The organism is Geodermatophilus sp. SMS 5-13 (genome assembly GCF_059428245.1).
Genome location: NZ_CP165729.1, coordinates 2,052,811 through 2,075,971, shown reverse-complemented (window position 1 = coordinate 2,075,971; position 23,161 = coordinate 2,052,811). Strand labels below are relative to the sequence as shown.

The 23,161-nt window shown below is 74.8% G+C and carries 23 protein-coding genes and 1 pseudogene; 15 read left to right on the top strand and 9 right to left on the bottom strand.

The genetic code is table 11. From position 1 onward, the window contains the following. Positions 1-79 precede the first annotated feature (79 nt). The gene (locus AB3388_RS10120; RefSeq protein WP_495410639.1) at positions 80-937 is read left to right on the top strand and encodes a peptidoglycan recognition protein family protein; all 858 of its coding nucleotides are present in this window, start codon (positions 80-82) and stop codon (positions 935-937) included. A 5-nt stretch (positions 938-942) separates the two neighbouring features. Here the strand turns inward: AB3388_RS10120 and AB3388_RS10115 are convergent, their stop codons facing one another. Further along, entirely contained in the window at positions 943-1,695 is a 753-nt protein-coding gene (locus AB3388_RS10115) for a ParA family protein (RefSeq protein ID WP_495410638.1), read from the bottom strand. Then, positions 1,692-3,185 (bottom strand): CHAD domain-containing protein, encoded by a 1,494-nt coding sequence (locus AB3388_RS10110; protein ID WP_495410637.1) that lies wholly within the window; start codon positions 3,183-3,185, stop codon positions 1,692-1,694. The genes AB3388_RS10115 and AB3388_RS10110 overlap by 4 nt, the downstream gene beginning before the upstream one ends. 298 nt (positions 3,186-3,483) lie before the next feature. Between AB3388_RS10110 and AB3388_RS10105 the strand changes: the two are divergent. The 5 genes and pseudogenes from AB3388_RS10105 to AB3388_RS10085 form a co-directional block, all read left to right on the top strand. Further along, positions 3,484-3,900: pseudogene (locus tag AB3388_RS10105) on the top strand (DUF6069 family protein); the annotation flags it as partial. Between the two features lie 209 nt (positions 3,901-4,109). Then, positions 4,110-5,402, top strand: coding sequence for a tyrosinase family protein (locus AB3388_RS10100; RefSeq protein ID WP_495410636.1), 1,293 nt, complete (start codon positions 4,110-4,112; stop codon positions 5,400-5,402). Between the two features lie 43 nt (positions 5,403-5,445). Then, positions 5,446-6,405 carry a HEAT repeat domain-containing protein gene (locus AB3388_RS10095; RefSeq protein ID WP_495410635.1) on the top strand — a complete coding sequence of 320 codons (960 nt, stop codon included), beginning with the start codon at positions 5,446-5,448 and terminating at the stop codon, positions 6,403-6,405. Continuing rightward, positions 6,402-7,487, top strand: coding sequence for an SCO family protein (locus tag AB3388_RS10090; RefSeq protein ID WP_495410634.1), 1,086 nt, complete (start codon positions 6,402-6,404; stop codon positions 7,485-7,487). The genes AB3388_RS10095 and AB3388_RS10090 overlap by 4 nt, the downstream gene beginning before the upstream one ends. A gap of 392 nt (positions 7,488-7,879) precedes the next feature. Further along, positions 7,880-8,962 carry a hypothetical protein gene (locus AB3388_RS10085; protein ID WP_495410633.1) on the top strand — a complete coding sequence of 361 codons (1,083 nt, stop codon included), beginning with the start codon at positions 7,880-7,882 and terminating at the stop codon, positions 8,960-8,962. A gap of 13 nt (positions 8,963-8,975) precedes the next feature. Here AB3388_RS10085 and AB3388_RS10080 read toward each other — a convergent pair whose 3' ends face one another. From AB3388_RS10080 to AB3388_RS10065, 4 genes are all read right to left on the bottom strand, one after another. Next, positions 8,976-9,704 (bottom strand): SRPBCC domain-containing protein, encoded by a 729-nt coding sequence (locus AB3388_RS10080; RefSeq protein WP_495410632.1) that lies wholly within the window; start codon positions 9,702-9,704, stop codon positions 8,976-8,978. Then, positions 9,701-10,027 carry an ArsR/SmtB family transcription factor gene (locus AB3388_RS10075; protein ID WP_495410631.1) on the bottom strand — a complete coding sequence of 109 codons (327 nt, stop codon included), beginning with the start codon at positions 10,025-10,027 and terminating at the stop codon, positions 9,701-9,703. Before AB3388_RS10075 ends, AB3388_RS10080 begins: the two co-directional genes overlap by 4 nt. A gap of 105 nt (positions 10,028-10,132) precedes the next feature. Next, positions 10,133-13,300, bottom strand: a complete 3,168-nt coding sequence (locus AB3388_RS10070; protein WP_495410630.1) for an acetyl-CoA carboxylase family protein — start codon at positions 13,298-13,300, stop codon at positions 10,133-10,135. A 22-nt stretch (positions 13,301-13,322) separates the two neighbouring features. Next, positions 13,323-14,009, bottom strand: coding sequence for a hypothetical protein (locus AB3388_RS10065; protein ID WP_495410629.1), 687 nt, complete (start codon positions 14,007-14,009; stop codon positions 13,323-13,325). Between the two features lie 184 nt (positions 14,010-14,193). Between AB3388_RS10065 and AB3388_RS10060 the strand changes: the two genes are divergently transcribed. From AB3388_RS10060 to AB3388_RS10040, 5 genes are read left to right on the top strand one after another with little or no spacing between them, the layout of a single operon-like run. Beyond that, positions 14,194-15,354 carry a sensor histidine kinase gene (locus AB3388_RS10060; protein WP_495410628.1) on the top strand — a complete coding sequence of 387 codons (1,161 nt, stop codon included), beginning with the start codon at positions 14,194-14,196 and terminating at the stop codon, positions 15,352-15,354. Then, positions 15,351-16,004: a response regulator gene (locus tag AB3388_RS10055; protein ID WP_495410627.1), complete on the top strand. Its 654-nt coding sequence runs from the start codon at positions 15,351-15,353 to the stop codon at positions 16,002-16,004. The genes AB3388_RS10060 and AB3388_RS10055 overlap by 4 nt, the downstream gene beginning before the upstream one ends. 26 nt (positions 16,005-16,030) lie before the next feature. Continuing rightward, positions 16,031-16,177 (top strand): hypothetical protein, encoded by a 147-nt coding sequence (locus AB3388_RS10050; RefSeq protein WP_495410626.1) that lies wholly within the window; start codon positions 16,031-16,033, stop codon positions 16,175-16,177. A 38-nt stretch (positions 16,178-16,215) separates the two neighbouring features. Then, positions 16,216-17,403 (top strand): serine/threonine-protein kinase, encoded by a 1,188-nt coding sequence (locus tag AB3388_RS10045; protein WP_495410625.1) that lies wholly within the window; start codon positions 16,216-16,218, stop codon positions 17,401-17,403. A 9-nt stretch (positions 17,404-17,412) separates the two neighbouring features. After that, the gene (locus AB3388_RS10040; protein WP_495410624.1) at positions 17,413-17,922 is read left to right on the top strand and encodes a mycothiol transferase; all 510 of its coding nucleotides are present in this window, start codon (positions 17,413-17,415) and stop codon (positions 17,920-17,922) included. On the opposite strand, the gene AB3388_RS10035 is transcribed toward AB3388_RS10040, so the two are convergent. Together AB3388_RS10035 and AB3388_RS10030 are read right to left on the bottom strand one after the other, a co-directional pair. Then, positions 17,923-18,732, bottom strand: coding sequence for a DUF2182 domain-containing protein (locus AB3388_RS10035; RefSeq protein ID WP_495410623.1), 810 nt, complete (start codon positions 18,730-18,732; stop codon positions 17,923-17,925). It lies immediately after the preceding gene. Between the two features lie 4 nt (positions 18,733-18,736). Continuing rightward, positions 18,737-19,342, bottom strand: coding sequence for a DUF1326 domain-containing protein (locus AB3388_RS10030; protein ID WP_495410622.1), 606 nt, complete (start codon positions 19,340-19,342; stop codon positions 18,737-18,739). 122 nt (positions 19,343-19,464) lie between these two features. Here AB3388_RS10030 and AB3388_RS10025 point away from each other — a divergent pair, with 122 nt between their 5' ends. After that, entirely contained in the window at positions 19,465-20,652 is a 1,188-nt protein-coding gene (locus AB3388_RS10025) for an acyl-CoA dehydrogenase family protein (protein ID WP_495410621.1), read from the top strand. Between the two features lie 21 nt (positions 20,653-20,673). Here AB3388_RS10025 and AB3388_RS10020 read toward each other — a convergent pair whose 3' ends face one another. After that, the gene (locus AB3388_RS10020; protein ID WP_495410620.1) at positions 20,674-20,934 is read right to left on the bottom strand and encodes a hypothetical protein; all 261 of its coding nucleotides are present in this window, start codon (positions 20,932-20,934) and stop codon (positions 20,674-20,676) included. Positions 20,935-21,089: 155 nt separating this feature from the next. Here AB3388_RS10020 and AB3388_RS10015 point away from each other — a divergent pair, with 155 nt between their 5' ends. Genes AB3388_RS10015 through AB3388_RS10005 form a run of 3 tightly spaced genes read left to right on the top strand, consistent with a single transcriptional unit; the run spans position 21,090 to position 23,161 of the window. Further along, positions 21,090-21,671: a hemerythrin domain-containing protein gene (locus AB3388_RS10015; protein ID WP_495410619.1), complete on the top strand. Its 582-nt coding sequence runs from the start codon at positions 21,090-21,092 to the stop codon at positions 21,669-21,671. 60 nt (positions 21,672-21,731) lie between these two features. Further along, positions 21,732-22,034, top strand: coding sequence for a hypothetical protein (locus AB3388_RS10010; RefSeq protein WP_495410618.1), 303 nt, complete (start codon positions 21,732-21,734; stop codon positions 22,032-22,034). A 47-nt stretch (positions 22,035-22,081) separates the two neighbouring features. Beyond that, on the top strand, positions 22,082-23,161 hold the full coding sequence (locus AB3388_RS10005; RefSeq protein ID WP_495410617.1) for a sigma-70 family RNA polymerase sigma factor: 1,080 nt from the start codon (positions 22,082-22,084) through the stop codon (positions 23,159-23,161).

Sequence of the window (23,161 nt, the reverse complement as noted above, 5' to 3'; positions counted from 1 at the left end):
GCCCGGCGCCGTGTTTCGCCCCATCCCCGTGGCCGTGTCCCGGCAGCGGCGGGTCAAGGGTCGCGGTGTCTGCCTCCACGTGGCCGTCTCCGAGGCCCCCAGCCTGTTCGGCTTCTTCTCCACGGCCACCGTCGACTCGCACTTCTACGTGACGCGCAGCGGCGTCATCGAGCAGTACGTGGACACCGACCTCGTGGCCTTCGCCCAGCTCGAGGGCAACGCCACGCTGATCTCGGTGGAGACGCAAGGCGGGGTGATCAACCCGGACGGCGAACCGTGGACGACGGAGCAGCTGACCGGTCTCGCCTCGATCGCCCGCTGGGCGCACGACACCGAGGGGATCCCGCTCGCCGTGATGCCCGACTCGCGGCCCACGTCCCGAGGAGTGGGCTACCACCGCCTGGGGATCAACCCGTGGCGGGTCGCCGGCGGCGAGCTGTGGTCGTCGGCCACCGGGAAGGTCTGCCCCGGCGCCACCAAGATCGCGCAGCTGCCCACCATCATCACCGCCGCGCAGAACGGCGTCACCACCGGAGGACTCACGTTGGCTGACATCAACACGATCCAGGCTGCCCTCAACGAGATCATCACCGAGCTCCGAGGGCCCAACCGGCTCGGCTGGCCGATGGCACGCCACAACGTGACCGCCGACCAGCAGCCGCGGCTGACGATGGTGCAGATCCTCGCCGCGCTCGACCGCGAGCTGAGCTCGCGACTGGACCTCGTGGGCCGGCCGGGCCCGAACGCCGACACCCCGTTCGGGCAGCAGCTCTCCATCCGCGCCGAGGTGCGTCAGCTCGCCGGCAGGGTGGCCCAGCTCGAGCAGCCGGCCGTCGACGCCTCCGCGGTCGCCACCGCGCTGGCGAGCAACCCCGAGTTCCTCGCGGCGATCGCCAAGGCCGTCAACGACGACGTGGCGACACGCCTCCGGTCGTGACCCCGTCACCCGGTGCCGTTCAAGCAGGAGCGCACCCGCGCCCAGAGCGCCTCGTAGGCGGCCGTCGCGGAGCTGGCCGGCGCGAACGCCGGAACCGGTGCGCGCTCGTCGGCCATCTGCTCGATCACCACCCGGCTCGGGATCGCCTCGGGCACGACGGACGCGTGATCGTCGGGCAGCCGCTGGGTGAACTCGCGATGGGCCTTCTTGCGGCGGTCGACCATCGACGGGAAGCCCATCACCTGCGGCTTCCGCCCCGGCATCGCGTCGACGAAGTCGATGAGCTGGTCGTAGGTGCGCACCGACAGCGTGGCGGGAATCAGGGGGACGAGCAGCACGTCGCAGGCGTGGACCACGTTCTCCGACACCAGGGACACGCTCGGCGGGCAGTCGAGGACAACGAGGTCGTACTCCTTCTTCAGGGGCGCGAGCAGGCGGCGGATCCGATCCGTGGGGCGCTTCGTGGAGTCCAGGTCCAGGTCCAGATTGCGGTAGCTGAAGTCGGCCGGCATCAGATCGAGCTGGTCGAAATCGGTCCCCTTGATCCCGTCGTCCAACGTGCGCTTTCCCCTGACCAGGGCGGTGCCGCCACCTTTGACCTTGGGCTTGACCCGGAACAGGTACGTGGCCGAACCCTGCGGATCGAGGTCCCAGAGGAGGGTGCGCAGACCGTCGCGGGCCGCGAACCAGGCGATGTTGACCGCGGCCGACGTCTTCCCGACGCCGCCCTTGATGTTGTACGTCGCCACGACCTTCACCGCGCCGCTCCTGCCATGGCCGTGGCCGGCTCCGGCGTCGCCGTAGGTCGCGGTCCTGGCTGGGCCGGACGGCGCCGCGGCGACCGCCGCGAGAACCGCTCGAACAGGGCGGCGAACTGCGCACGCGACGTGTCCTGGTCCTCCTGCAGCCGGGCCGCGATCTCCCCCATCGCGAAGATCGTCCGGGCCGGGGCGTGATCGCCGGCCATCATGTCGCTGGCGAGTGAGTAGAGCGCCTCGCGCTGGGCCTCGCTGTCCTGGAACGTCCCGAGTACGTCCTGCACGGCCTTCAACTCCTTGAGGGCGACGGGGGCGGCCCGGCCCGTCGTCGGGGAAAAGATCTCCAGGAGGTAGCGCAGTTCCTTGGCCCGCTTGCGCAGGTCGTGCAGGTCCTGCGCAGGCGACGCGTCCGTGATCCGCGAGCCGCGGCGGAGCACACGACGATGCGCGCGGTCGAGCCGTTCCACGACCACCTCGGCCGCGGTCGGTCCCGCACCGGGCTGCCCGTCCCAGGTCGCCAGCGCCAGCAGCGAGGCGCGCCATCGTGCGCGGAACCGCTCGAACCGCGGCGACTGCAAGCCGGCCACGAGCCCGCGCCGCTCGTCCGCGCGGAGCCCTCTGAGGCGCAGTACCAGAGGCGCCAGGTCCTCACGCCGGCCGCTCGTCAGCTCAGCCGTCAGGCGCGGGAGCGTCTGCAGCAGGACGTCGAGATCGCGGGACGGCGTGGTGAGGTCGCCGAGCAGCTTCAGCTGCGGTGTCACCCACGCGACCAGAGCGGGCGGCAGGACGTCGCCGAGCAGCTTGACCGCCGAGCGACTGCGCCGCACCGCGACCCGGAGGTCGTGCAGGAACTCGATGTCGACATCGCCGACCGTGCCGTCCACGGCGGCCTCCATCTCGCCGAGGAAGGACAGGAGCACCCTGGCCACCGCCACACGGGCGGGGAGACCCGTCTCCATCACCGGCTTCGAGGGCGCGTCCGCATCGATTCCCGCGGCGCGCAACGCCGCCGGGTAGCGCGACGGCGTGTCAGGGACCAGCCCCGACCGGTGCGCGATGCGGACGGCGCACTCGCCGACCGCGTCGTACCCCCGCAAGGGGGACAGCCACAGGCCCCCCGGCAGCCGGTCACGGCTGCCGACGACGGCCGCCGGACGTTCGTGGACCAGCCGCAACACGGTCTTGCCCTCGGCGTCCAGCAACCTGCCGCTGACGGACGTGCCCGATGCCTCGACCACCGGCAGCAGAGCGCGCACCCCGAGGACCGGCTCGAGGTGCACGCGCAGGTCCTCGGGAAGACCCGCCAGCAGGCGTGGCCAGCCGAGGGTGTCGGGACCGGCCGTGACCGGCGCACGGCCGGCGCGGCTGAGCTCCAGCATGCATCCGCGGCCGTCCGGGCCCTCGACGGCGGTCAGCGCCATCCCGCTGCGGTAGAGCCGCAGGTCGGCGCTGTCCAGCCACGTCCGGCGGGTGGCGACCGGTCGGTCCATGGCCATCGTGTGGCCGGCCGCCAACGCCGCCAGGGCAGCCGCTACCGCCGATGGTTCGGGGCCGGCCCAGAACTGGCCACCGCCAGGACCACTCACCGGCGTTCCTCTCAGATCACCGACCTCGGTCAGGTGTCGCGCATTGTGTCGGTCGCACCCGGCCACCGAAGTGAGGCGCGCCCAACCCCTGTGATGTCAGCCCGGGGTGGGTCCCGGCATCACCCGCCGGAGGTGAGGCGACCTCCTGGGCCGCTTCCTACCGTCGGCGTCCGACGAGTCCGTTCGACTCCGGAGGCCCGGCATGAACCCGACTCCCGGATCCTCGCCACCCGTACGGCCGACGGTCGACGCAGGCCGGCTGTGGGCCGGCGGAGCGGCCACCGCGGTGGTCGCCGCGCTCGTCGCCGTGGTGGGTGTCCTCATCGGAAACGCAGTGCTCGACGTCGAGATGGTCGCGCCACCGCTGCTGCCGATCGGCGACTCGTTCATGCTGCGGTACGCGCTCACCGCCGCCGCTCTGGCCCTGGTCGCCACCGGGCTGGCTCACCTCCTGGTGCTCACCACACCGCGCCCGCGCGCGTTCTTCTCCTGGATCGTCGGACTGGCCACGGTGGTCGGCGTCGTCCTGCCGTTCGCCGCCGACGGGTCCTTCGGCGGCAAGCTCGCGACGGCTCTGGTCGATCTGGTCCTCGGGCTGTGCGTCCTGAGCCTGCTGTCGTCGGTGCTGGCCAGGACGACGAGCGTCGTCCGATCGACGCCGCCGGCCTGGGGGCGGAGCGAGGGCCGCGCCGCTGACCGCGAGGGCCGCCTCGGGGCAGGTCCCCGGGAGATGGGGAAACGTCTTGTACCGCTGATGCGCCAGGGCCACACTGCTCGGTCACCGACGGCGCCCTGGGTCGGCGCCGCGGCTCGGTCAGGGGGATGGCCATGCGGATCGAGATCTCCATCGCCAACACGGACGCGGCGGGCCGGAACTACCTCACCTGGGCCCCGGTGCGGGCCAGCATCCGCCTCTTCGACGCTCCCCCGAACGGCGGCGGACCGCTCACGGTGACCGTCCGGAACCAGAACGCCCAGGCGGGCGGTCAGTTGGCCTTCGCCGCCTCCCGCGGCGACCCGCGAACGGCGACGCTCGACGTGAAGGTGCCCACCGACAGCTCGCCGGTCGAGTTCTTCGTCGCCGGCGTCGTCGGCCGGGCCAGCCGTGCGGACGGCGACGCCGTGCTCACGGTGACCCCGGCCGGGGCGGCGCAGCCGCTGGCGACCAAGGCCGTGATGGTCCGCATCCGCAAGAACGCGAACGCCCTCACCCCCGCCGAGCGGGACCGGTTCACGATCGCCCTGGCCACGCTCAACAACCAGGGCGCCGGGCAGTTCCAGAGCTTCCGCGAGATGCACCGCCAGCGGGTCGCGCTGCGCCAGGCCCACGGCGCGCCGGGCTTCCTCGCCTGGCACCGCGCCTACCTGCTCGACCTCGAGCGCGAGCTGCAGAAGATCGACCCGAGCGTGGCGCTGCCCTACTGGCGCTTCGACCGGCCGGCGCCGAACCTCTTCACGCCCGACTTCATCGGCCGCAGCAGCAGCCTCGGCACCGCCGTCTTCAGCCCGACCAACCTGCTCGCGCAATGGCGCACCGACGGCGCGCCCGGGATCACCCGGACGCCCCAGTTCGACGCGCAGACGCAGGCCGCCTTCGTGGCCGGCCAGGGCGACACGCTGATCATGGGCGGCCCGCCGCCCACCTCGATCTTCGACACGGGCACCAACACGGGCGGCTTCGACGAGATGGAGGGCGACCCGCACGGCAGCGCCCACACCAGCTTCGACGGCTGGATCCAGGACCCGGCCACCGCGCCCCGCGACCCGCTGTTCTTCCTGCTGCACTGCAACGTCGACCGGCTGTGGGCGGGGTGGCAGTTCCTCAACGGCCGGTTCGACGGCACCCGTCCGGACACCTACTTCTTCCGCGGGACGGCGGGCCAGCCGGGATCGGCCCTCATCGGTCACAACCTGCTCGACTCGTTGTGGCCGTGGAACGGCGACACGGCTCCCCCGCGGCCCCCGACCGCCCCGCGCGGCCCGTTCCCGGTCGTGCCGACGTCGTCCGCTCCGGGCCCCACGCCGCGGATCCGGGACATGATCGACTACGCCGGCTTCCTGACCCCCGCGGCGGATCTGAACTTCGCCTACGACGGCATCCCGTTCGGCGTCGCGCCGTAGATCGCGCCGTCACCCGCAGCGGTCCCAGCAGAGGGAGGACACCGTGTCCGAACCGACAGTCGAGAGCCTCGCGGACGAGCTGCGGCGCGAGGTCAGCGAGGCGCAGGAGAGCCGCACGCAGTACCTGTCCGGCCTCCGTTCCGCCGCGCCGCAGACCCTCGGCGGTGAGGAGAGCGTGGACGGCGATCCGGTGCTGCGGATCCTCACCGACCGCGGGCAGCCGGAGGAGGACCGGCTCGAGCTGCTGCGCCGCCTGGCCGGCACGCTCGGCCGCCGGGACGACTACATCGACGGCCTGCTCGCCGTCGTCCGGGACGCCGACGACGCCCCCGCGGTCCGCCAGGCCGCGCTGCGCGTCCTGGCCGCCGCCGCGTTCCAGGTCGAGCGGTTCGCCCCGCACCAGCAGCCCTACGAGGACACCCTGCACGACCTGGTCGGCGATCCGGACCCGGAGATGCGGGACCGGGCGGTGAGCATCCTCGCGCAGCGGCACGACCCCGTCGTCCAGGAGAGCCTGCTCGCCGGACTGCGCGGCGACCGTCCGCTGCCGGTCGACCGCGAGCGCGCCGTCCGGCTGCTGGCCGAGGACGACCACGTCGACGTCCTGCCCCTGCTGCAGGACATGTACCGGGACGGCTCGCCGGACGCCAAGCAGGAGGCCGTGCGGTTCATGGGGTCCTACCCCGACGCCCGCGACACCCTCGAGGGCATCCTCCGCGACAAGAGCGAGTCCCCCGAGGTGCGCCGGCAGAGCGCGGCGTCGCTTCGCTACCTGGCGCCGGAGACCTACGAGGCCACCGCCAAGGAGATCGCCACCGACACCGACGACGACCCCGACGTCCGCACCGCCTCGCTCACCGCGCTGCAGCACCTCGGCGATCCGGAGCGGGTCTACGGCGACGCCGACTTCGTCGGCCGCGTCGAGGCGATCAGCCGGGAGGAGTCCACGTCGCAGGTCACGCAGGTCGCGCAGCAGTTGCTCGACCGGCGGCCCCCGGCGTGACGTCGACCGCCACCGACCTCGGCGCGCTGGTCGACGCGCTGCGGGACGGGCCGGACGCCGCGAACGAGCTCGCCGCGCTGCTGCCGGAGAACCTGCCGCTGCATGCCGGGCGCAGCGCGGCCGAGATGACCCGCTTCCGGGCCTACGTGCTCGCTGCGTTCGCCGGGGCGGGGCTCCCCGACGCCGCGCTGCCCTACGTCGTCGAGTCGCTGGAGGCCGGGCAGGACCCCGACGAGGTGGCCGGCGCGGCCATCGCGCTGCGCGGCCTGCGGACGACGGCGGTCGACGTCGGGACGCCGCTGCTGCGGGCCCTCGACAACCTCGCCGGCGCCGACGCCACGGTCAGCTTCGAGGCCTACCGGCCGGTGTGGCCGTACGCGGCGCCGACGACGGCGCTCACCGAGGTGGTCCGCACGATCGTCCTGCTCGGTGAGCGGGCGGGACCGGCGGCGGACCGGCTCGCCGAGCTGGCCCGGGACGACCGTTTCCCCGCCGCCCTGCGCGAGGAAGTGCCGGCGGCCGACGGCGGGTGCTGCGGATCCGGGACGTGCGCGTGCTGCGCCGCACCGGAATTGTCGGCGGCCCCGCTGCCGGACGACGTCCCGACGGCGATCCTGCTCGAGGACCAGGACGGCCGGACGACGGCGTGCGACGACTTCCTCGGGGGCCGGCCGGCCGTGGTCGCGTTCTTCTACACGCGCTGCGACAACCCCCGGAAGTGCTCGCTGACCGTCACGAAGCTGGCGGCGCTGCAGCGGGCGCTCGAGGAACGCGGCCCGGACGGCGCGGTGCGGATCGCGGCGATCACCTACGACCCCGCCTTCGACCTGCCCGACCGGCTGCGGCGCTACGGCACCGACCGCGGCATCCGGTTCGGCGAGCACGTGCGGTTCTTCCGCGTCCCCGCGGGGTTCGACGACGTCCGGCGGCGCTTCGACCTCGGCGTGAACTACGGCGCCGCCACGGTCAACCGGCACCGGACCGAGCTGTTCGTCCTCGACGGGCGGGGCCGGGTCACGGCCGCGTTCGCCCGCGTGCAGTGGGACGTCGGCGCCGTCCTCTCCGCCCTGGATCCCCGATGACGCCGCGCGGTTCGCCGCCGGGCCGGCCGGACGAGAGGGAGCCTGGATGGGCAACGTCGTGCACGCGCACGTCAACCACGCGCGCGTCAACGAGGTGCTCCGCCCCATGGGGGCGGACCTCGGACCAGGACCCCGACGGCCCGCCGCCCTGGTCGAGTTCGCCGCATCTGGCGCGACATGCCCAAGAACGGCGTCGTCCTGCTGCACCACCGCCGATCGGCTCCGTAGTCGCGTCGCCGACCGAGTGTCACCGGCGTGGGGCCGGCGCCGGACGACCACCGCCGAACCGTCCCCCAGACCTGGGGTGAACGCGCCTTTTTCGTAGACCGTCGGCGTCCGCGCCGGTCAGGATGCTGTTGCAGCCGTCCGAACCTTCGGGGGATCCAGAGACCATGGGCAAGCACTCGCCAGGCCGGCACCGGCTGACGACCACGTCGGCGATCGGCGTCGGCGCCGGCACACTCGCCGTCGCCGCACTCCTGGCGGCGCTGGAGGCGACCGTGCCGACCAACGTCGGCGCCGCCGCGGTCGGCCCGCTCGCCGGCGCCCTCGGTGCGGCCTCCGACGAGTCCGCCTTCGAGGCCGGGCCGCTGCTGATCCCGAGCATCGGCGTCGTCGCCCCGGGCTTCGACGACCCCTACCTCTCGCTCGCCGCGCAGGGCGTGCCGGCTGCGCTGGTCCCCTCCGAGTACATCGCCCCGGACATCACCCGCGGCCTCGTCCTCGGCCCCATCGCCTCGGCGTCCATGCTGCCCGGCCTGACCGTCACGGCGACGGCGCCGGTCACCGGCGCGCTGCCCGCCCCGGCGTCGGTCCCGGTGGTCGCGGCGGGCACGACGACGGCCGCCGGTACGACGACGGCCTCGGGCACGACGACGGCCTCGGGCACGACGGCCACGGGGACGACGACGGCCCCGGACCCGACGACGGCCCCCGGTACGACGCCGGACACGATCACGCCGGTCACCACGGCGCCGGACACCACCACCCCGGGCACGACGACCCCGGACACGACGACCCCGGGCACGACGACGCCGGACACCACCACCCCGGGCACGACGACCCCGGACACCACCACCCCGGGCACGACGACCCCGGACACCACCACCCCGGGCACGACGACCCCGGACACCACCACCCCGGGCACGACGACCCCGGACGCGACCACCCCGGCCGCGCCGACCCCGGACGCGACCACCCCGGCCGCGCCGACCACCGAGACCACCCCGGCCGCGCCCACGACCGAGACCACCACCCCAGCCGCGACGACGACCGCGGCGGCGCCGACCACCGAGACCACCACCCCGGCCCCGACGACCGCGGCGGAGACCACCACCGCCGCCCCGGCGACGACGACGCCGACAGAGCCCCCCTGCCCGGTCGGCGAGGTCCCGAACCTGCCCGAGATCATCGCGGCCGACCCGCTCGCCCCGCTCTGCGTGCTGCCCGCCCCGGCGACCACGCCGGCCGCCTGACCCCTCGGCAGCGTCAGGCGCTGAGCACCACCCGCCACGGGCGGACCTCGACCTGCAGGAGGCCGAGCGCGACGGCCTTGTCGTCCTCGGTGGCCAGCGCCGCGACGTCGACGTCCCCGTGTTCGGGACGCACGCGGACGACCGTCATGCCGGAGCCGTCCTCGCCGCCGAGCACCGGGCCGGCGGCGACGAGCAGGCCGCGCTCGCGCAGCCGGCCGAGGAAGGCCAGGTGCTCGGCGAACTCCGGCTGGGCGAACAGCGACGCGCCCTCGGGCAGGGCCGGCCCGGGCCGGTGCAGCAGCGCGAACCAGCGGTCCCCGGCAGCCTCGGCGAACCGGGCGAGCACGAACGCCCACCCCTCGTCGTAGGAGCCGCGCGCGGCCTCGGGATCGGCCAGCCGCTCCCAGCCGTCGTGCTCCAGGGTCACCAGGGTCCGGTCGTCGTCCGCCTCGAAGGTCACGCGGACGCGGGTGGCCGTCTCCGCCGTCCGGCCGGGGTGCCAGTCCAGTGCCAGCGCGTTCGGCGGCTCCCAGACGGTCACCTCCGCCCACACCGACACCCGGTCGCCGTGCCGCTCGACCAGCCCGGTGCTCTCGAACGCGACGGTGCCGCCTTCGCCGAAGACGCTGTGCCCGGCGCCCAACGGCCACCACTCCGCGATGCGCTCGGTGAACAGCGCGAACGCGCGCTCGGGCGGCGCGGCGACGGAGACCTGACGGACGACCGGCCGGACGCTGCTCACGGGTGCTTCCTCTCCTCGTCCTCGACGAACGCCGCGAACGACTGCAACGCGGTGTCCCAGACTCCGGTGAGCCACTGCTGAACCCCGGCCAGCCCGCCGGGTGCGAGCGCGTACAGGTTGCGGGTGCCGCGCGAGCGGTGCTCGACCAGGCCGGCGCCCTCCAGCACGCGCAGGTGCTTGCTCACGGCGGGGCGGCCCACCGGCAGCCGGTCGGCCAGTTCCCCCACCGGCAGCGCGCCGTCGCGCAGGCACTCGAGGATCCGGCGCCGCATGGGATCACCCAGCGCGTCCAACGCGTCGTCTGCTGCAGCTTGGTTGCTCATCGGTAACGGTTACCGTAGAGGCACCGAGCGGGGCGGTCAACGGCGTCCTGGCTCAGCGCAGCGGTTCGTGGCTCACGTCCTGCACTGAGCCAGGAACCGCTGGGATCAGCCGACCTGATCGTGGCCACCCGCGGCGCGGAGGGCCTCGATGACCACGGCGCGGGTGTCGGCGGGGTCGATGACGTCGTCGATCTCGAACACCGAGGCCACGTTGAGCGCCTTGCCGCGCTCGTAGGCCTCCGCGACCAGCTCGTCGAACCGCGCCTGCCGGGCGGCGGCGTCGGGCAGCGCGTCGAACTCGCGGCGGTAGCCCAGGCGGACGGCGCCCTCGAGGCTCATCGGCCCGAACTCACCGGTCGGCCAGGCCACGGTGAGGAACGGCGCCCGCAGGTCCCCGCTGGTCATCGCCATCGCCCCGAGGCCGTAGGCCTTGCGCAGCACCACCGCGACCAGCGGAACGGTCAGCCCGGCGCCGGCGACGTAGAGGCCGCCGAACCGGCGCACCGTCCCGGTCTTCTCCGACTCCGGGCCCACCATGAACCCCGGGGTGTCGACCAGCGAGACCACCGGCAGCCGGTGCGCCTCGCACAGCCGCAGGAACGCCGCGGCCTTGTCGGCCGACTCCGCGTCGATCGCGCCGCCGAGGTGCCGGGGGTCGTTGGCCAGGATGCCCACCGGCCGCCCGCCGAGCCGCGCGAGCGCGGTCACGATCCCCGGGCCGAACCGCGGCCGCAGCTCCAGCACGCTGCCGGTGTCGGCGAGGGTCTCCAGCACCGGCCGGACGTCGTAGCTGCGCACCCGGTTGGCCGGCAGCAGGTGCCGCAGCAGCCGCTGGTCGGCGCACTCCCCCGGCGCGACCCGCCCGGTGAGGCAGCCCAGCGCGGCGCGGGCGGCGGCGACCGCGGCGTCGTCGTCCTCCACCAGGACGTCGACGACGCCGTTGGCCGCCTGCACGGCCGTCGGCCCGACGTCGCCGGGGGCCACGACGCCCAGCCCGCCGGCCTCGATCATCGCCGGCCCGCCCATCCCGATGCTGCTGCCCTCGGTGGCGACGACGACGTCGCAGACCCCGACCAGCGCCGCGTTGCCGGCGAAGCAGTAGCCGGAGGCGACGGCGATCGTCGGCACCTTGCCCGCCAGCCGGGCCATCGTGGTGAACGTCGGGACGTCGAGCAGCGACACCCCCGCCGTGTCGGTGTCGCCGGGCCGCCCGCCGCCGCCTTCGGCGAAGAGCACCACCGGCAGCCGCCGCTGCTCGGCCAGCGCCAGCAACCGGTCGGTCTTCTTGTGGTTGACCATGCCCTGCGTGCCGGCCAGCACCGTGTAGTCGTAGGCGAGGACGGCGCACGGGACGCCGTCGACCTCGCCGATCCCGGTGACCATGCCGTCGGCCGGCGTGCGGGCGACCAGCTCCTCCAGCGTGCGGCGCCGCCGCTGGGCGGCGATGCCGAGGGCGCCGTACTCGACGAAGCTGCCGTCGTCGACCAGGGCCGCGACCATCTCCCGCGCGGTTCGCCGTCCGGCGCCGTGCCGGCCCGCGACCGCCTCCGGCCGCGCGGCGTCCAGGCCGATCCGGTGCCGCTCGGCGCTCTCGGCCAGCTCGGGGCGGATCTCGTCGAGGTCCAGCTCGGCCGCCCCGGCGTCGGCCGCGGCGTCGTCGTCCGACGGGGTCAGGACGGCGACCGGCGCACCGGCCGGGACGACGTCGCCCACCGCCACCCGCAGGCCGGCCACCTCGCCGGTGACCGGGGCGCGCACGACGTGCTCCATCTTCATCGCCTCGAGCACGACCAGCGTCGCGCCGGCGCCGACCCGGTCCCCCTCGGCCGCGGTGACCTCGACGACGACGCCCTGCAGCGGCGCCTCGACCGCGAGCCCGCCGTCGAGCCGGACCGGGGCCGCCGCCGCCGGCTCCTCCGGGGGCAGCAGCTCGGCCAGGTGCGCGTCGAGGAAGTCGGTGGTCGCGCGGCCCTCGGCGAGCTCGGGGCGCGCGACCAGCGCGGCCAGCAGGGGCAGGTTGGTCAGCGGGCCCGCGACGTCGAACTCGGCGAGCGCCCGGGCCGCGCCGGCCAGCGCCCGCGGCAGGTCGCGCTCGGCGGTGACCACCTTGGCCAGCAGCGAGTCGTAGCGCGGGTTGACCGCGTCGCCGGGGACGCCGGCGGTGTCGACGCGCACGCCGCGCCCGGTCGGCGGGACGAAGCGCTCCAGGGTCCCGGCGGCCGGCTGCACGGTGCCGTCGGCCCGCAGCGTCTCGGCGTTGACCCGCGCCTGGACGGCGGCCCCCCGCGGCTCGATCGGGCCGTCCAGCCCCAGCTCGGCGAGGGTCGCGCCGTCCGCCAGCCGCAGCGCGACCTCGACCAGGTCCAGGCCGGTGACCTGCTCGGTGACCGTGTGCTCCACCTGGAGCCGCGGGTTGACCTCGAGGAACGCGAACTCGGACCCGCGGACGAGGAACTCCACCGTCGCCAGGCCGCGCAGCCCCGCCGAGCCGCCCAGCGCGACCGCCGCGTCGGCCAGCTCTCGGCGCAGCGCCGGGTCCAGCGCGGGGGCCGGAGCGATCTCCACGAGCTTCTGCCGGCGCCGCTGCACGCTGCAGTCGCGGTCGCCGAGAGCGGCCACCGCCGCGCCGTCCCCCGCGAGCTGCACCTCGACGTGCCGGGCGCCGGTCAGCAGCCGCTCGACGTAGACCTCGCCCGAGCCGAAGGCGGCGCGCGCCTCCGAGCGGCAGCGCTCCAGCGCCTCCGCCAGCTCGTCCTCCGACCGCACCGGCTGCTGCCCGCGCCCGCCGCCGCCGGCCAGCGCCTTGACCATGACCGCGCCGCCGACACTCCGCAGGAAGGCGCGGGCGCCGTCGAGGTCGGCCGGGCCGTCGGTGGCCGCCAGCACCGGGATGCCCAGCTCGCGGGCGCGGGCCCGGGCCCGGGTCTTGTCACCGAAGAGCTCCAGCACGGCGGCGTCCGGGCCGACGAAACTGAGGCCGGCGTCGGCGCAGCGGCGGGCCAGCTCGGCGCTCTCGGCGAGGAAGCCGTAGCCGGGGTGGACGGCGTCGGCGCCGGTGGCCAGCGCCGCGTCGACGACCGCCGCCGCGTCGAGGTAGGCGGCCGGGCCGGCGCCCTCGAGCCGCACGGCGTCGTCCGCCCGGCGGACGTGCAGCGCGCCGGCGTCGTCGGCCGGCGCCACCGCGACGGTGCGCAGGTCCATCGCCGCCGCCGTCCGCAGGATCCGGACGGCGACCTCGCCGCGGTTGGCGACCAGGAGCCGGGTGATCGCCATCCGCGGCAGTGTAGGTCGGGGCTCAGGCGGTCACGCCGACCAGCCCGTCGTGGGTGTCCCGTGGCTCGGTCGCCGGCGACCGCCGGGCCAGCGCGATGCCGGTCGCGGCGATCCAGAGCATCCCGAGCAGCCAGACCATGACCAAGCCCTCCACCCACCAGATCGCCAGGGACGCGGCCGCGAGCAGCGCCGCCACGACCATCCCGCCCGAGCCGAGCACCCGGCCCAGCACCCGAGCGCGCATCCCGGCCCGCGCCGCGATCCACACCGGGACGGCGACCACCAGCCAGCCGAGCACGAACACCGCGCCGTTCATCAGCTGCAGCGCCTTGGCCAACTCCGGCGTCAGGTCGCCGTCGCCGGCCATGACGGCCGCGGCCAGCAGCGGCAGCGCGCCGGAGATGCCGACGGCGGCGGCGAGGACACCGCCGGCCGTCACCGCCCGGGCGGCGCGGTCCCCGTCGACCGTGCCGCGCAGCCGCTCGGCGACCACCCGGAAGAAGCCGCCCACGGCCAGCCAGGCGACCACGGCCAGGTAGATGCCCACGACCACCAGGGGCGACGAGCCGACCGTGTCGGCGTACCCCTCGGGGGACGCGTGCACGTCCGGCGAGCCTCCGCCGACCTTTGAGAGCTCGTTCCCGACGTTCAGCAGCACCACCGCGCCGACGCCCAGCACCGGGGCGGCGAGCCTCACCCGCGTCGTCATGGCAGACCTCCCGATCCGTCCGCGGCGTCCGGGGCCGCGGAGACGGCAGAACGCTAGGGACGCGGACCCCGTGCGCGCCTCCGCCCCGGCGGTCCGGGCACTCCTTCTGGAGGAGGGGATTTCCGGGCCGGTCCTCGTACCCCAGGGGGAGGTCAGGCGGGGGTCCGGCGGCCTACCGTTCGCCATGGCCGACTGGCGGCGGGCGCAGCGCTGGGTCGATCCCCTGCTGGCCGCGGCGCTGCTCGGCGGCAGCCTCTACGCGCTGGTGGCGCTGCCGGCGAGCGAGTCGGACCTCGTCGCGCCACCGTTGGTGGACGCCGCCTTCCTCGTCCTCGTGTGCGTGCCGCTCGCCTGGCGCAGCCGGCACCCGCTGCCGGTCTTCGCCGTCGTCCTCGGCGCGGCCTGGCTGTGGCTGCTGCTGTTCTACGGCGACCAGCCGCAGCCGCCGTTCTCGCCGGCCGTGGCGCTGCTGCTGGTCACCTTCAGCGCGGCCGCCGTCCCGCGGGCGCGGTCCGCGTGGGCCGTGGCGGTGGCGATGGTCGCCTTCCTGGTCTCCACGGACGTGCCGGCCGTGCTCGCCGGGCGGTCGTGGAGCGACGTCATCCCGTCCTGGGTGCTGTTCACCCTGGCCTTCGGCGTCGGCCGGGTGGTGGGGCTGCGCCAGCAGCAGGCCGTCGCGGCGGCCGAGCGGGCGGCGGCCTCGGAGGCCGGCCGGGCGGAGGAGGCGGCGCGCGCCGCGGCGGCCGAGCGGGCCCGGATCGCCCGGGAACTGCACGACGTCGTCACCCACGCGGTCACGGTCATGGTCGTGCAGGCCGCCGCGGAGGCCCGCGCGGTGCCCCAGGGGACGACGACGCGCCGGACGCTGACCGACATCGAGACCGCCGGCCGAGAGGCGCTGACCGAGCTGCGGCGCATGCTCGGCGTCCTGCGCGCCGGCGACCCGGCCGCCGACCGCCGCCCGCCGCCGTCCCTGCGCGAGCTCGACGGCCTGCTGGCCGCGGCCCGGGGCGGCGGGCTGGACGTGCGGCTGGAGGTGCGCGGCGAACCGGCGGAGCTGCCGGCCGCCCTCGACCTCGCCGCCTACCGGATCGTGCAGGAGGCGCTGACCAACGTGCGCAAGCACGGCTGCGGCGGCGCCGCGGACCTGCGCCTCGACCACTGCCCCGACGCGCTCGTCGTCGAGGTCGTCAACCCGTGTCCCGCCGGTCCGCCGGCTCCCGGCGGCCACGGGCTGGTCGGCCTGCGGGAACGGGTCTCACTGCACGGCGGGACGCTGGAGGCCGGGCCGGAGCCGGACGGGCGGTTCCGGCTGCGCGCGCGGCTGCCGGTGGGCACGGCGTGAGCGTCTCCGTGCTCGTCGTCGACGACCAGACGCTCGTGCGCGCCGGGTTCGTGCGGCTGCTGGAGGGCGAGCCCGGCATCGCGGTGGCCGGCGAGGCGGCCGACGGGCTCGAGGCGCTGGAGGTGGCGCGGCGGACCCGGCCGGACGTCGTCCTCATGGACATCCGGATGCCGCGGCTGGACGGCCTGCAGGCGACCGCGCGGCTGCTGGCGGGGCAGCCCGGGACGCGGGTCGTCGTCCTCACCACCTTCGACCTCGACGAGTACGTCTTCGAGGCGCTGCGGGCCGGGGCCAGCGGGTTCCTGCTCAAGGACGCCCCGCCGGACGAGCTGGTCCACGCGATCCGGGTGGTGGCCGCCGGGGAGGCGCTGCTGGCGCCATCGGTCACCCGGCGGCTGATCGCCGAGTTCGCCCGGACGCCGGTCCCCCGCGCCGACGACCGCCTCGCCCGGCTCACCCCGCGGGAGCGCGACGTCCTGGCGCTGGTCGCGACCGGGCTGTCGAACGCCGAGATCGCCGCCCGGCTGTTCCTCGGCGAGTCGACCGTGAAGACCCACCTGACCGCAGTGCTGACCAAGCTGGACCTGCGCGACCGGGTGCAGGCCGTCGTGCTGGCCTACGAGTCGGGGCTGGTCCGACCCGGCGGATGAGCCGCGACTGCGGCAGGCTTCGCAGCATGACCACACCCGAGCCGAACGAGCCGGTCGAGCGCAGCCTGCCGGAGCCCCGCGACATCGCCCTCGAGCAGGAGACACCCGAGCAGGCCGCGGAGATGGAGGCGCAGAGCGACTCCGCGACCGGCACCGAGGACCAGCAGCCGTAACGGGTTTCGGCCGTCCGATTCCGGCGTACCGTCCGCCCATGAGCGCCGAGGCAGCGCCCGCCGACCGGGTCCTCGCCGGCCGGTACGCGCTGACCGACGTCCTGGGCCGCGGCGGCATGGGCATCGTCTGGCGGGCCACCGACCGGACGCTGGGCCGCGAGGTCGCGATCAAGGAGCTGACCTTCGCGATCGGTGCCACCGACGAGGAGCGCCAGGTGCTGCGCGAGCGGACCCTGCGCGAGGCACGCGCCGCCGCCCGGCTCGACCACCCGTGCGTGACCACGGTCTACGACGTCGTCGAGGAGGGCGGCAAGCCGTGGCTGGTCATGGAGCACGTCGACGCCGACAGCCTCCAGCGGATGCTCGAGCACGGCGGCCCGCTCTCGCCCAAGGCGGTGGCGCAGATCGGGCTGGACGTGCTCTCCGCGCTGGAGGCGGCGCACGCCGCCGGGATCGTGCACCGCGACGTCAAGCCGGCCAACGTGCTCGTCGAGCGCAGCGGGCACGCCTGCCTCACCGACTTCGGCATCGCCACGGCGACCGGGGACGACAGCCTGACCACGCAGGGGGCGCTGATCGGCTCGCCGTCCTACATGGCGCCGGAGCGGATCCACGGCGACGAGCCGCGGCCGGCGGTGGACCTGTGGTCGCTCGGCGCCACGCTGTACGCGGCAGTGGAGGGGCGCCCGCCGTTCGGCCGCGGCGAGCCGATGGCCACCGCGATGTCGGTCGTGTCGGAGCACCCGGCGCCGATGGTGCGAGCCGGTCCGCTGGAGCCCGTGCTGCGGGGGCTGCTCGCCAAGGACCCCGCCCGGCGCAGCACCGCCGAGCAGGCACGCAGCGGCCTGGAGGCGGTGCTGGCCGGTGACGCGCAGCCGGCCGCCGCGCCGGAGACCCCGCCGCCCCCTCCCCCGCCGCCGATCCCGAGCGAGGGCTCGGTGCACCGCTTCGACCAGGCCGACCTGAAGATCCTTGCCGCCGCGTCGAAGGCGGTGCTGGGCTCGGTCGCCCGCGACGCGCGCGACTCGCTGGCGGGGCGCCGCCGCGAACCGCGCGGCCAGGCCGGCCCGGGCCCCGTCGCGGACCGCCCGCCGGCCGCGCCTCCCCGCCGGCGGCGGTTCAAGCGCCGGTGGGTCGTCGTCCCGGTGGTGACGGTCCTGGTGGTCTCGATCGCGGTGATCGTGGGGCTGATCTGGCTGATAGTCCGCACGTTCGGCCTGGGCTGAGGAGGCGTGATGCGAAGCCGGGACGTGCTGATCGACGGCTACGAACGGATCCAGCAGACACTGCGGCGGGCGCTCGACGGGCTGACCGCCGAGCAGCTCACCGCCCGCGTCGAGCCCGAGGCCAACACCATCGCCTGGCTGGCGTGGCACCTCGTCCGCGTGCAGGACGACCACGTCGCCGAGGTGGCCGGCCGGGACCAGGTGTGGACCGCCGACGGGTTCGCCGGGCGCTTCGGCCTGCCCTTCGACGACGACGCCACCGGCTACGGGTTCGGCCCGGACGACGTCGCCGCCGTCCGGGTCGACTCCCCCGACCTGCTGCTCGAGTACGCCGCCGCGGTGCACGCCCGGACGGCGGAGTACCTGGCCGGGCTGAGCGACGAGGACCTCGACCGGGTCGTCGACGAGCGGTGGGACCCGCCCGTGACCCTCGGCGTCCGGCTGGTCAGCGTGCTCTCCGACGACCTCCAGCACGCCGGCCAGGCCGCCTACGTGCGGGGGCTGCTCACCTCCGCGTGACTACGGCGCCATCATCTGGTCGCCAGCCGGGACCGTGAGCGCCGGGATCGCTCCGGGAGCGGCGAGGATCAGGACACCGAGCGTGAGCAGCAGGACAGTCGTCCCGTAGGTGGCCACCCGCCGCCAGGGCAGCGTCTTCTCCACCGCGATGATCCCGGCGACGACCGCCATCCAGACGACGCTCATCACCCCGAGTGCGAACAGCGACGCCATCAGCGCCCAGCAGCACCCGACGCACCAGGCGCCGTTCTGCGCGCCCATCCGCAGCGCGCCCGTGGGCCCGTCCCGCCACGAGCCGAGCAGCAGTCCCAGCGGGCTGCGGCACTTGCCGAGGCAGACGTCCTTGAGCGGGGTGAGCTCGTAGACCGCGGCGACGATCAGCGTGGTGCCGGCGACCCACCGGCCGGCGCGGTCCCAGGCGAGCACGTCCCCCGCGGCGCGGTTCACCAGCGCCACGGCCGCGAAGGCGACCAGGCCGGCGACGACCCACGTGAGCAGGTAGCCGGCCGCGAAGACCAGCGGCTGGAACGGCGCGCGCGAGCGGGTCATGCGGGAGTAGAGCGCCACCGTCGGGGCGATCGACGGGAACATCATCGCGGCCATCATCACGACCCAGACCCCGAGGAACCAGCCGAGCGCACCGAGGCGGGTCCACGGGCCCTCGTCCATGCCGCGCATCTCGCGGACCGTCCACCACCAGCCGACGGCGGCGAGGGCGAACAGCAGCGCGACCAGCCCCAGCCGCACCCGCACGGCGGCGGAGGCGGGAGCGAGGCCCGCGGGGGCCCCTGCCGGCGCCGACGCGGTCATCGGGTCAGGCGGCCCAGGAAAAGTCCGAGTAGGACAACCCCGTCTTGCCCTCGTACCGGATGCCGAAGGCGTCGATCCGGGACCGCTGCGCCTCGGCCATCGTGAGGTCGGAGACCCCCAGCGGGTGGAACATGCCGTCGAACCGGACCGGCCGGCCGTCCTCCTTGCCGAACGGCACGATGTCCTGGATCTCGAAGTTAATCGCGTCCCCGACGCGCACGGCGTGCCGCAGCCCGTCGTCGGTCACCTCGATCGGTGCCCGTTCCACCCCGAGCATCTCGCCCACGAGCGGTGTCATGGCGGCCATCGGGCCGCCGAGTTGCCCACCGAAGACCTGGACCAGTTTGTCGAACTGCTCGTTGCTCGCCTGGTCATCGATGAAGACCCCGACGCGCCAGTTGCCCTCGGTCATCACCTTCGGGGTGTCGGCGATGACGGCCACCTTCCGCCCCGCGATGTCGGTCCCCTCGATCTGCCCCTCGCGGATGTTGAACACGAGCGTCACCCGGCAGAAGTCGTAGGTGGCGCCGTGGTCGAGCGAGAGATTGCACGGGCACATCAGCTCGCACGAGCAGGTCTCCGTGTAGCTGCCCCTCAGGTTCCACGACATGGCGGGCTCCTTCCGCGCGCCGGTCAGTGTCGACCCGGTGCGTGAGCGGGTCAACGCCGTCCCCGCCCTGCTCAGCGGGTCGACGGCGCGCGGTGATCACGGCGGCGCACTAGCGTCGCGGCGTGACCTCGCCGACCACCGACCTCTACGCGATCGAGGACCTGCTCGAGCCCGCGGAGATCGAGATCCGCGACCGGGTCCGCGCCTTCTGCGAGCGGGAGGTGACGCCGCGGATCAACGAGTACTGGGAGCGCGCCGAGTTCCCGTTCGAGCTGGTGCCGAAGATCGCCGAGCTCGGCATCTCCGGCGGCACCGTGCAGGGCTACGGCTCCCCCGGCATGAGCGCGGTCGCCGCCGGGCTGGTCGCCGCGGAGTGGGCCCGCGCCGACGGCAGCATCGGCACCTTCTACGGGGTGCACAGCTTCCTGGCCATGCAGTCGATCGCGCTGCTCGGCGACGAGGAGCAGCGCGAGCGCTGGCTGCCGGAGATGGCCCGCCTGGAGAAGATCGGCGCGTTCGGCCTCACCGAGCCCCGGCACGGCTCGGACGCCGTCGCGCTGGAGACCTCCGCCCGCCGGGACGGCGACAGCTACGTGCTCGACGGGCAGAAGAAGTGGATCGGCAACGGCTCGATCGCCGACTACGTGCTCATCTGGGCCCGCGGCGAGGACGGCGCGGTCGGCGGCTACGTCGTCGAGAAGGGCACCCCCGGCTACACGGCAACGGTCATGACCGGCAAGACGGCGCTGCGCGCGGTGTGGCAGGCCGAGATCACCCTCGACGGCGTCCGGGTGCCGGTGGAGAACAAGCTGGCCCACTGCGCGTCGTTCAAGGACGTCTCGAAGGTCCTCGACCGCACCCGCTACACCGTCGCCTGGCGGGCGCTGGGCCTGGCGACGTCGTCCTACGAGCTGGCGCTGGCGCACGCGCTGCGCCGCGAGCAGTTCGGCTCCCCGATCGCCGGCTACCAGCTGGTGCAGGACAAGCTGGCGCGGATGCTGGCGGAGATCACCGGCATGCAGCTGATGTGCTGGCGGCTGTCGAAGCTGGCCGACGAGGGCCGGATGACCGCGGCGATGGCGTCGATGGCGAAGATGAACCACGCGGCCAAGGCGCGCGCGATCGTGGCCGACGCGCGCGACATCCTCGGCGGCGACGGGATCCTGCTCGACCACCACGTCGCCCGGCACCACGCCGACATGGAGGCGATCTTCACCTTCGAGGGCACCGACTCGGTGCAGGCGCTGATCGTCGGCCGGGAGATCACCGGCCTGTCGGCGATCAGCGGCCGCCGTCCCGACCGCCGCTGACGCCGCTCGGACGCGGACCGGTCAGCCGGTGGCGCTCAGGACGGGGAGCACGGCGGTGAGGCGGGCGCACTCGGGGCAGGCGGTCCGGCCGGTGCCGACGCGGTCCCACTTCTGGGCGCCCCACACCTGCACGATGGCCCCGCACACCGCGAGCTCCACCTCCCCGTCCAGCTCGGCCGGCGGGCGGTGCGCCTCGACGGCATGCCAGGGGCAGTTCTGCTCCGCCGGCCTCCCCCGGGACCAGCGGTCGGGTCGGGCGAACCCGACGGCGTAGCTCTCCACGGCCTCCTTGTGCCCCGGATCACAAGCGATCAATCGCCACGATCGAACGACACCGGACGCCGTCGCGCCGCGGGGTTCGAGCCGGTCGTGGCGGGGAAAGGGGGCGGCGGGGAAGCCGTCCCCGCCGTCCTTCCGGGCAGTCCCGAGGAGGCGTCATGACCGACACCCAGCAGCGCGACGTCGTCGACCTGCTCACCGCCGACCACCGCGAGTTCGACCGCATCTTCCGGGAGCTTGAGGGGCTGGTCGGCCGGACCGGGCCCGACGACCTGCGCCGCAAGCGCGACCTGGTCGACGAGGTCACGATCGGCCTGGTCAAGCACTCGGTCGCCGAGGAGACGCAGGTCTATCCGCGGGTCGAGAAGCAGGTCGACAAGGACGAGGCGGAGCACGCCAAGCACGAGCACGCCGAGGCCGAGGAGACCATGAAGCGGCTCGAGCGGATGGACCCGGACGACGCGACGTTCGACACCGAGGTGCAGACGCTCATCCGCGAGATCCGCCACCACGTCGAGGACGAGGAGGGCCGGATGTTCGCCGACCTGCGCCCCACGTTCAGCCAGGCGGAGCTGGTCGAGATGGCCGAGAAGGTCGAGGGCGTCAAGAAGCTCGCGCCGACCCGCGCGCACCCCATGACGCCCAACGACGCCACCGTGCGGACGGTGCTCGGCCCGGTCGCGAGCCTGCTCGACCACCTGCGCGACGCGGTGAGCGGCCGCGGGAAGACGACCGGCTGACCCCTTCCCTCCCGCCCGTCCGGCGCTACCGTCAGAGGAGACGGAACGGGAGGAGCACCGGTGGAACCGATCAGCCTGCTGGTGGGCGGGGCCTTGCTGGCCATCGGCTTCGTCGCCGGGCGGCTGCAGCGGCGCGCCCCCGCCCCACCCAAGCCGGTGACGCCGGTGTGCGGCTGCGGTCACCCGCTCAGCCAGCACGACACCGAGACCTCCACCTGCTACGCCGAGCTGCGCCGCGACGCCTACGACAAGCGCGGCCGCTGGACCGGGCACACGTGGGTGCCGTGCACCTGCCGGCAGTACGTCGGCCCGCGGCCGATCGACGAGGTGTTCCTCCCCCGCGTCCTGCCGCCGACCGACTGATCGTCGTCGAGAAGCCGCCGGGGCCGCCCGGGCGTAGCGTCCAGGAGGTGGGGACGGCGGAGTCCACCGACGCCCAGGACCGGGCCGGGCCACCCCTCGACGTCGCCGCGCTGATCCCCATGGTGCGGCGGATCGTCGCCGCCCGCGTGCCGGACGAGGCCACCGTCGACGACCTGGTCCAGGAGACCCTCGCACGGGTGCTCGCGGCGACCGGCCGGGTCGAGCCCGGCATGCTCGAGCCGTACGCGATCGTGACCGCGCGCAACGTCGTCGCGTCCCTGTGGCGCGAGCAGGACCGCCACCGCCGCAACCAGCACCGCGTCGTCGACCTGCGCCCGCCGGAGGTGCCGGACGAGGACCTCCTCGCGCAGGAGGAGCACTCCGCCGTCGCCGCCGCGCTGACCCGGCTCTCCGAGCGCGAGCGGCAGACCCTGCTGGCCCACGAGGTGTCGGGGCAGGACACCCGCACCCTGGCCGCCGAGCTCGGCAGCACCGCCGGCGCCGTGGCCGCCCAGCTCAACCGCACCCGGGCCCGGCTGCGCGTCGAGTACCTCCTGGCGCTCGAGCGCACCGAGCCCCCGACCGACCGGTGCCGGCCGGTGCTGCTGGCCCTGTCCGGCGGCGACCGCCGGCGGCAGCGGGAGGTGGACGCCGCCCGCCACCTGCTCGAGTGCGACGTCTGCGCGCGGCTGAGCCGACCGCTGCTGGAGCGGGGCCACCCCCGCGACGACGAGGTGCGGATCCCGATCCGGGTCGACGCCGACATCGTGGCCGCGCGGCAGGCGGCGCGGGAGGTCGCGGCGCGGCTGTCCTTCCCGGCCACCGAGCTGACCATGATCGCGACCGCGGTGTCCGAGATCGCGCGCAACATCGTGCGGTTCGCGCACAACGGCGAGGTCGTCGTCGAGCTGCTCGAGCAGCCGCGGCGGGGCATCCGCGTCGTGGCGCGGGACACCGGGCCCGGCATCGCCGACGTGCAGCAGGCGCTGACCGACGGCTACAGCACCTACGCCGGGCTGGGGCTCGGCCTGCCGGGGGCGCGGCGGCTCATGGACGAGTTCGCCGTCGTCTCGGAGGTGGGTCGCGGGACGACCGTGACGATGACGAAGTGGCGTGGAGAGGAATGA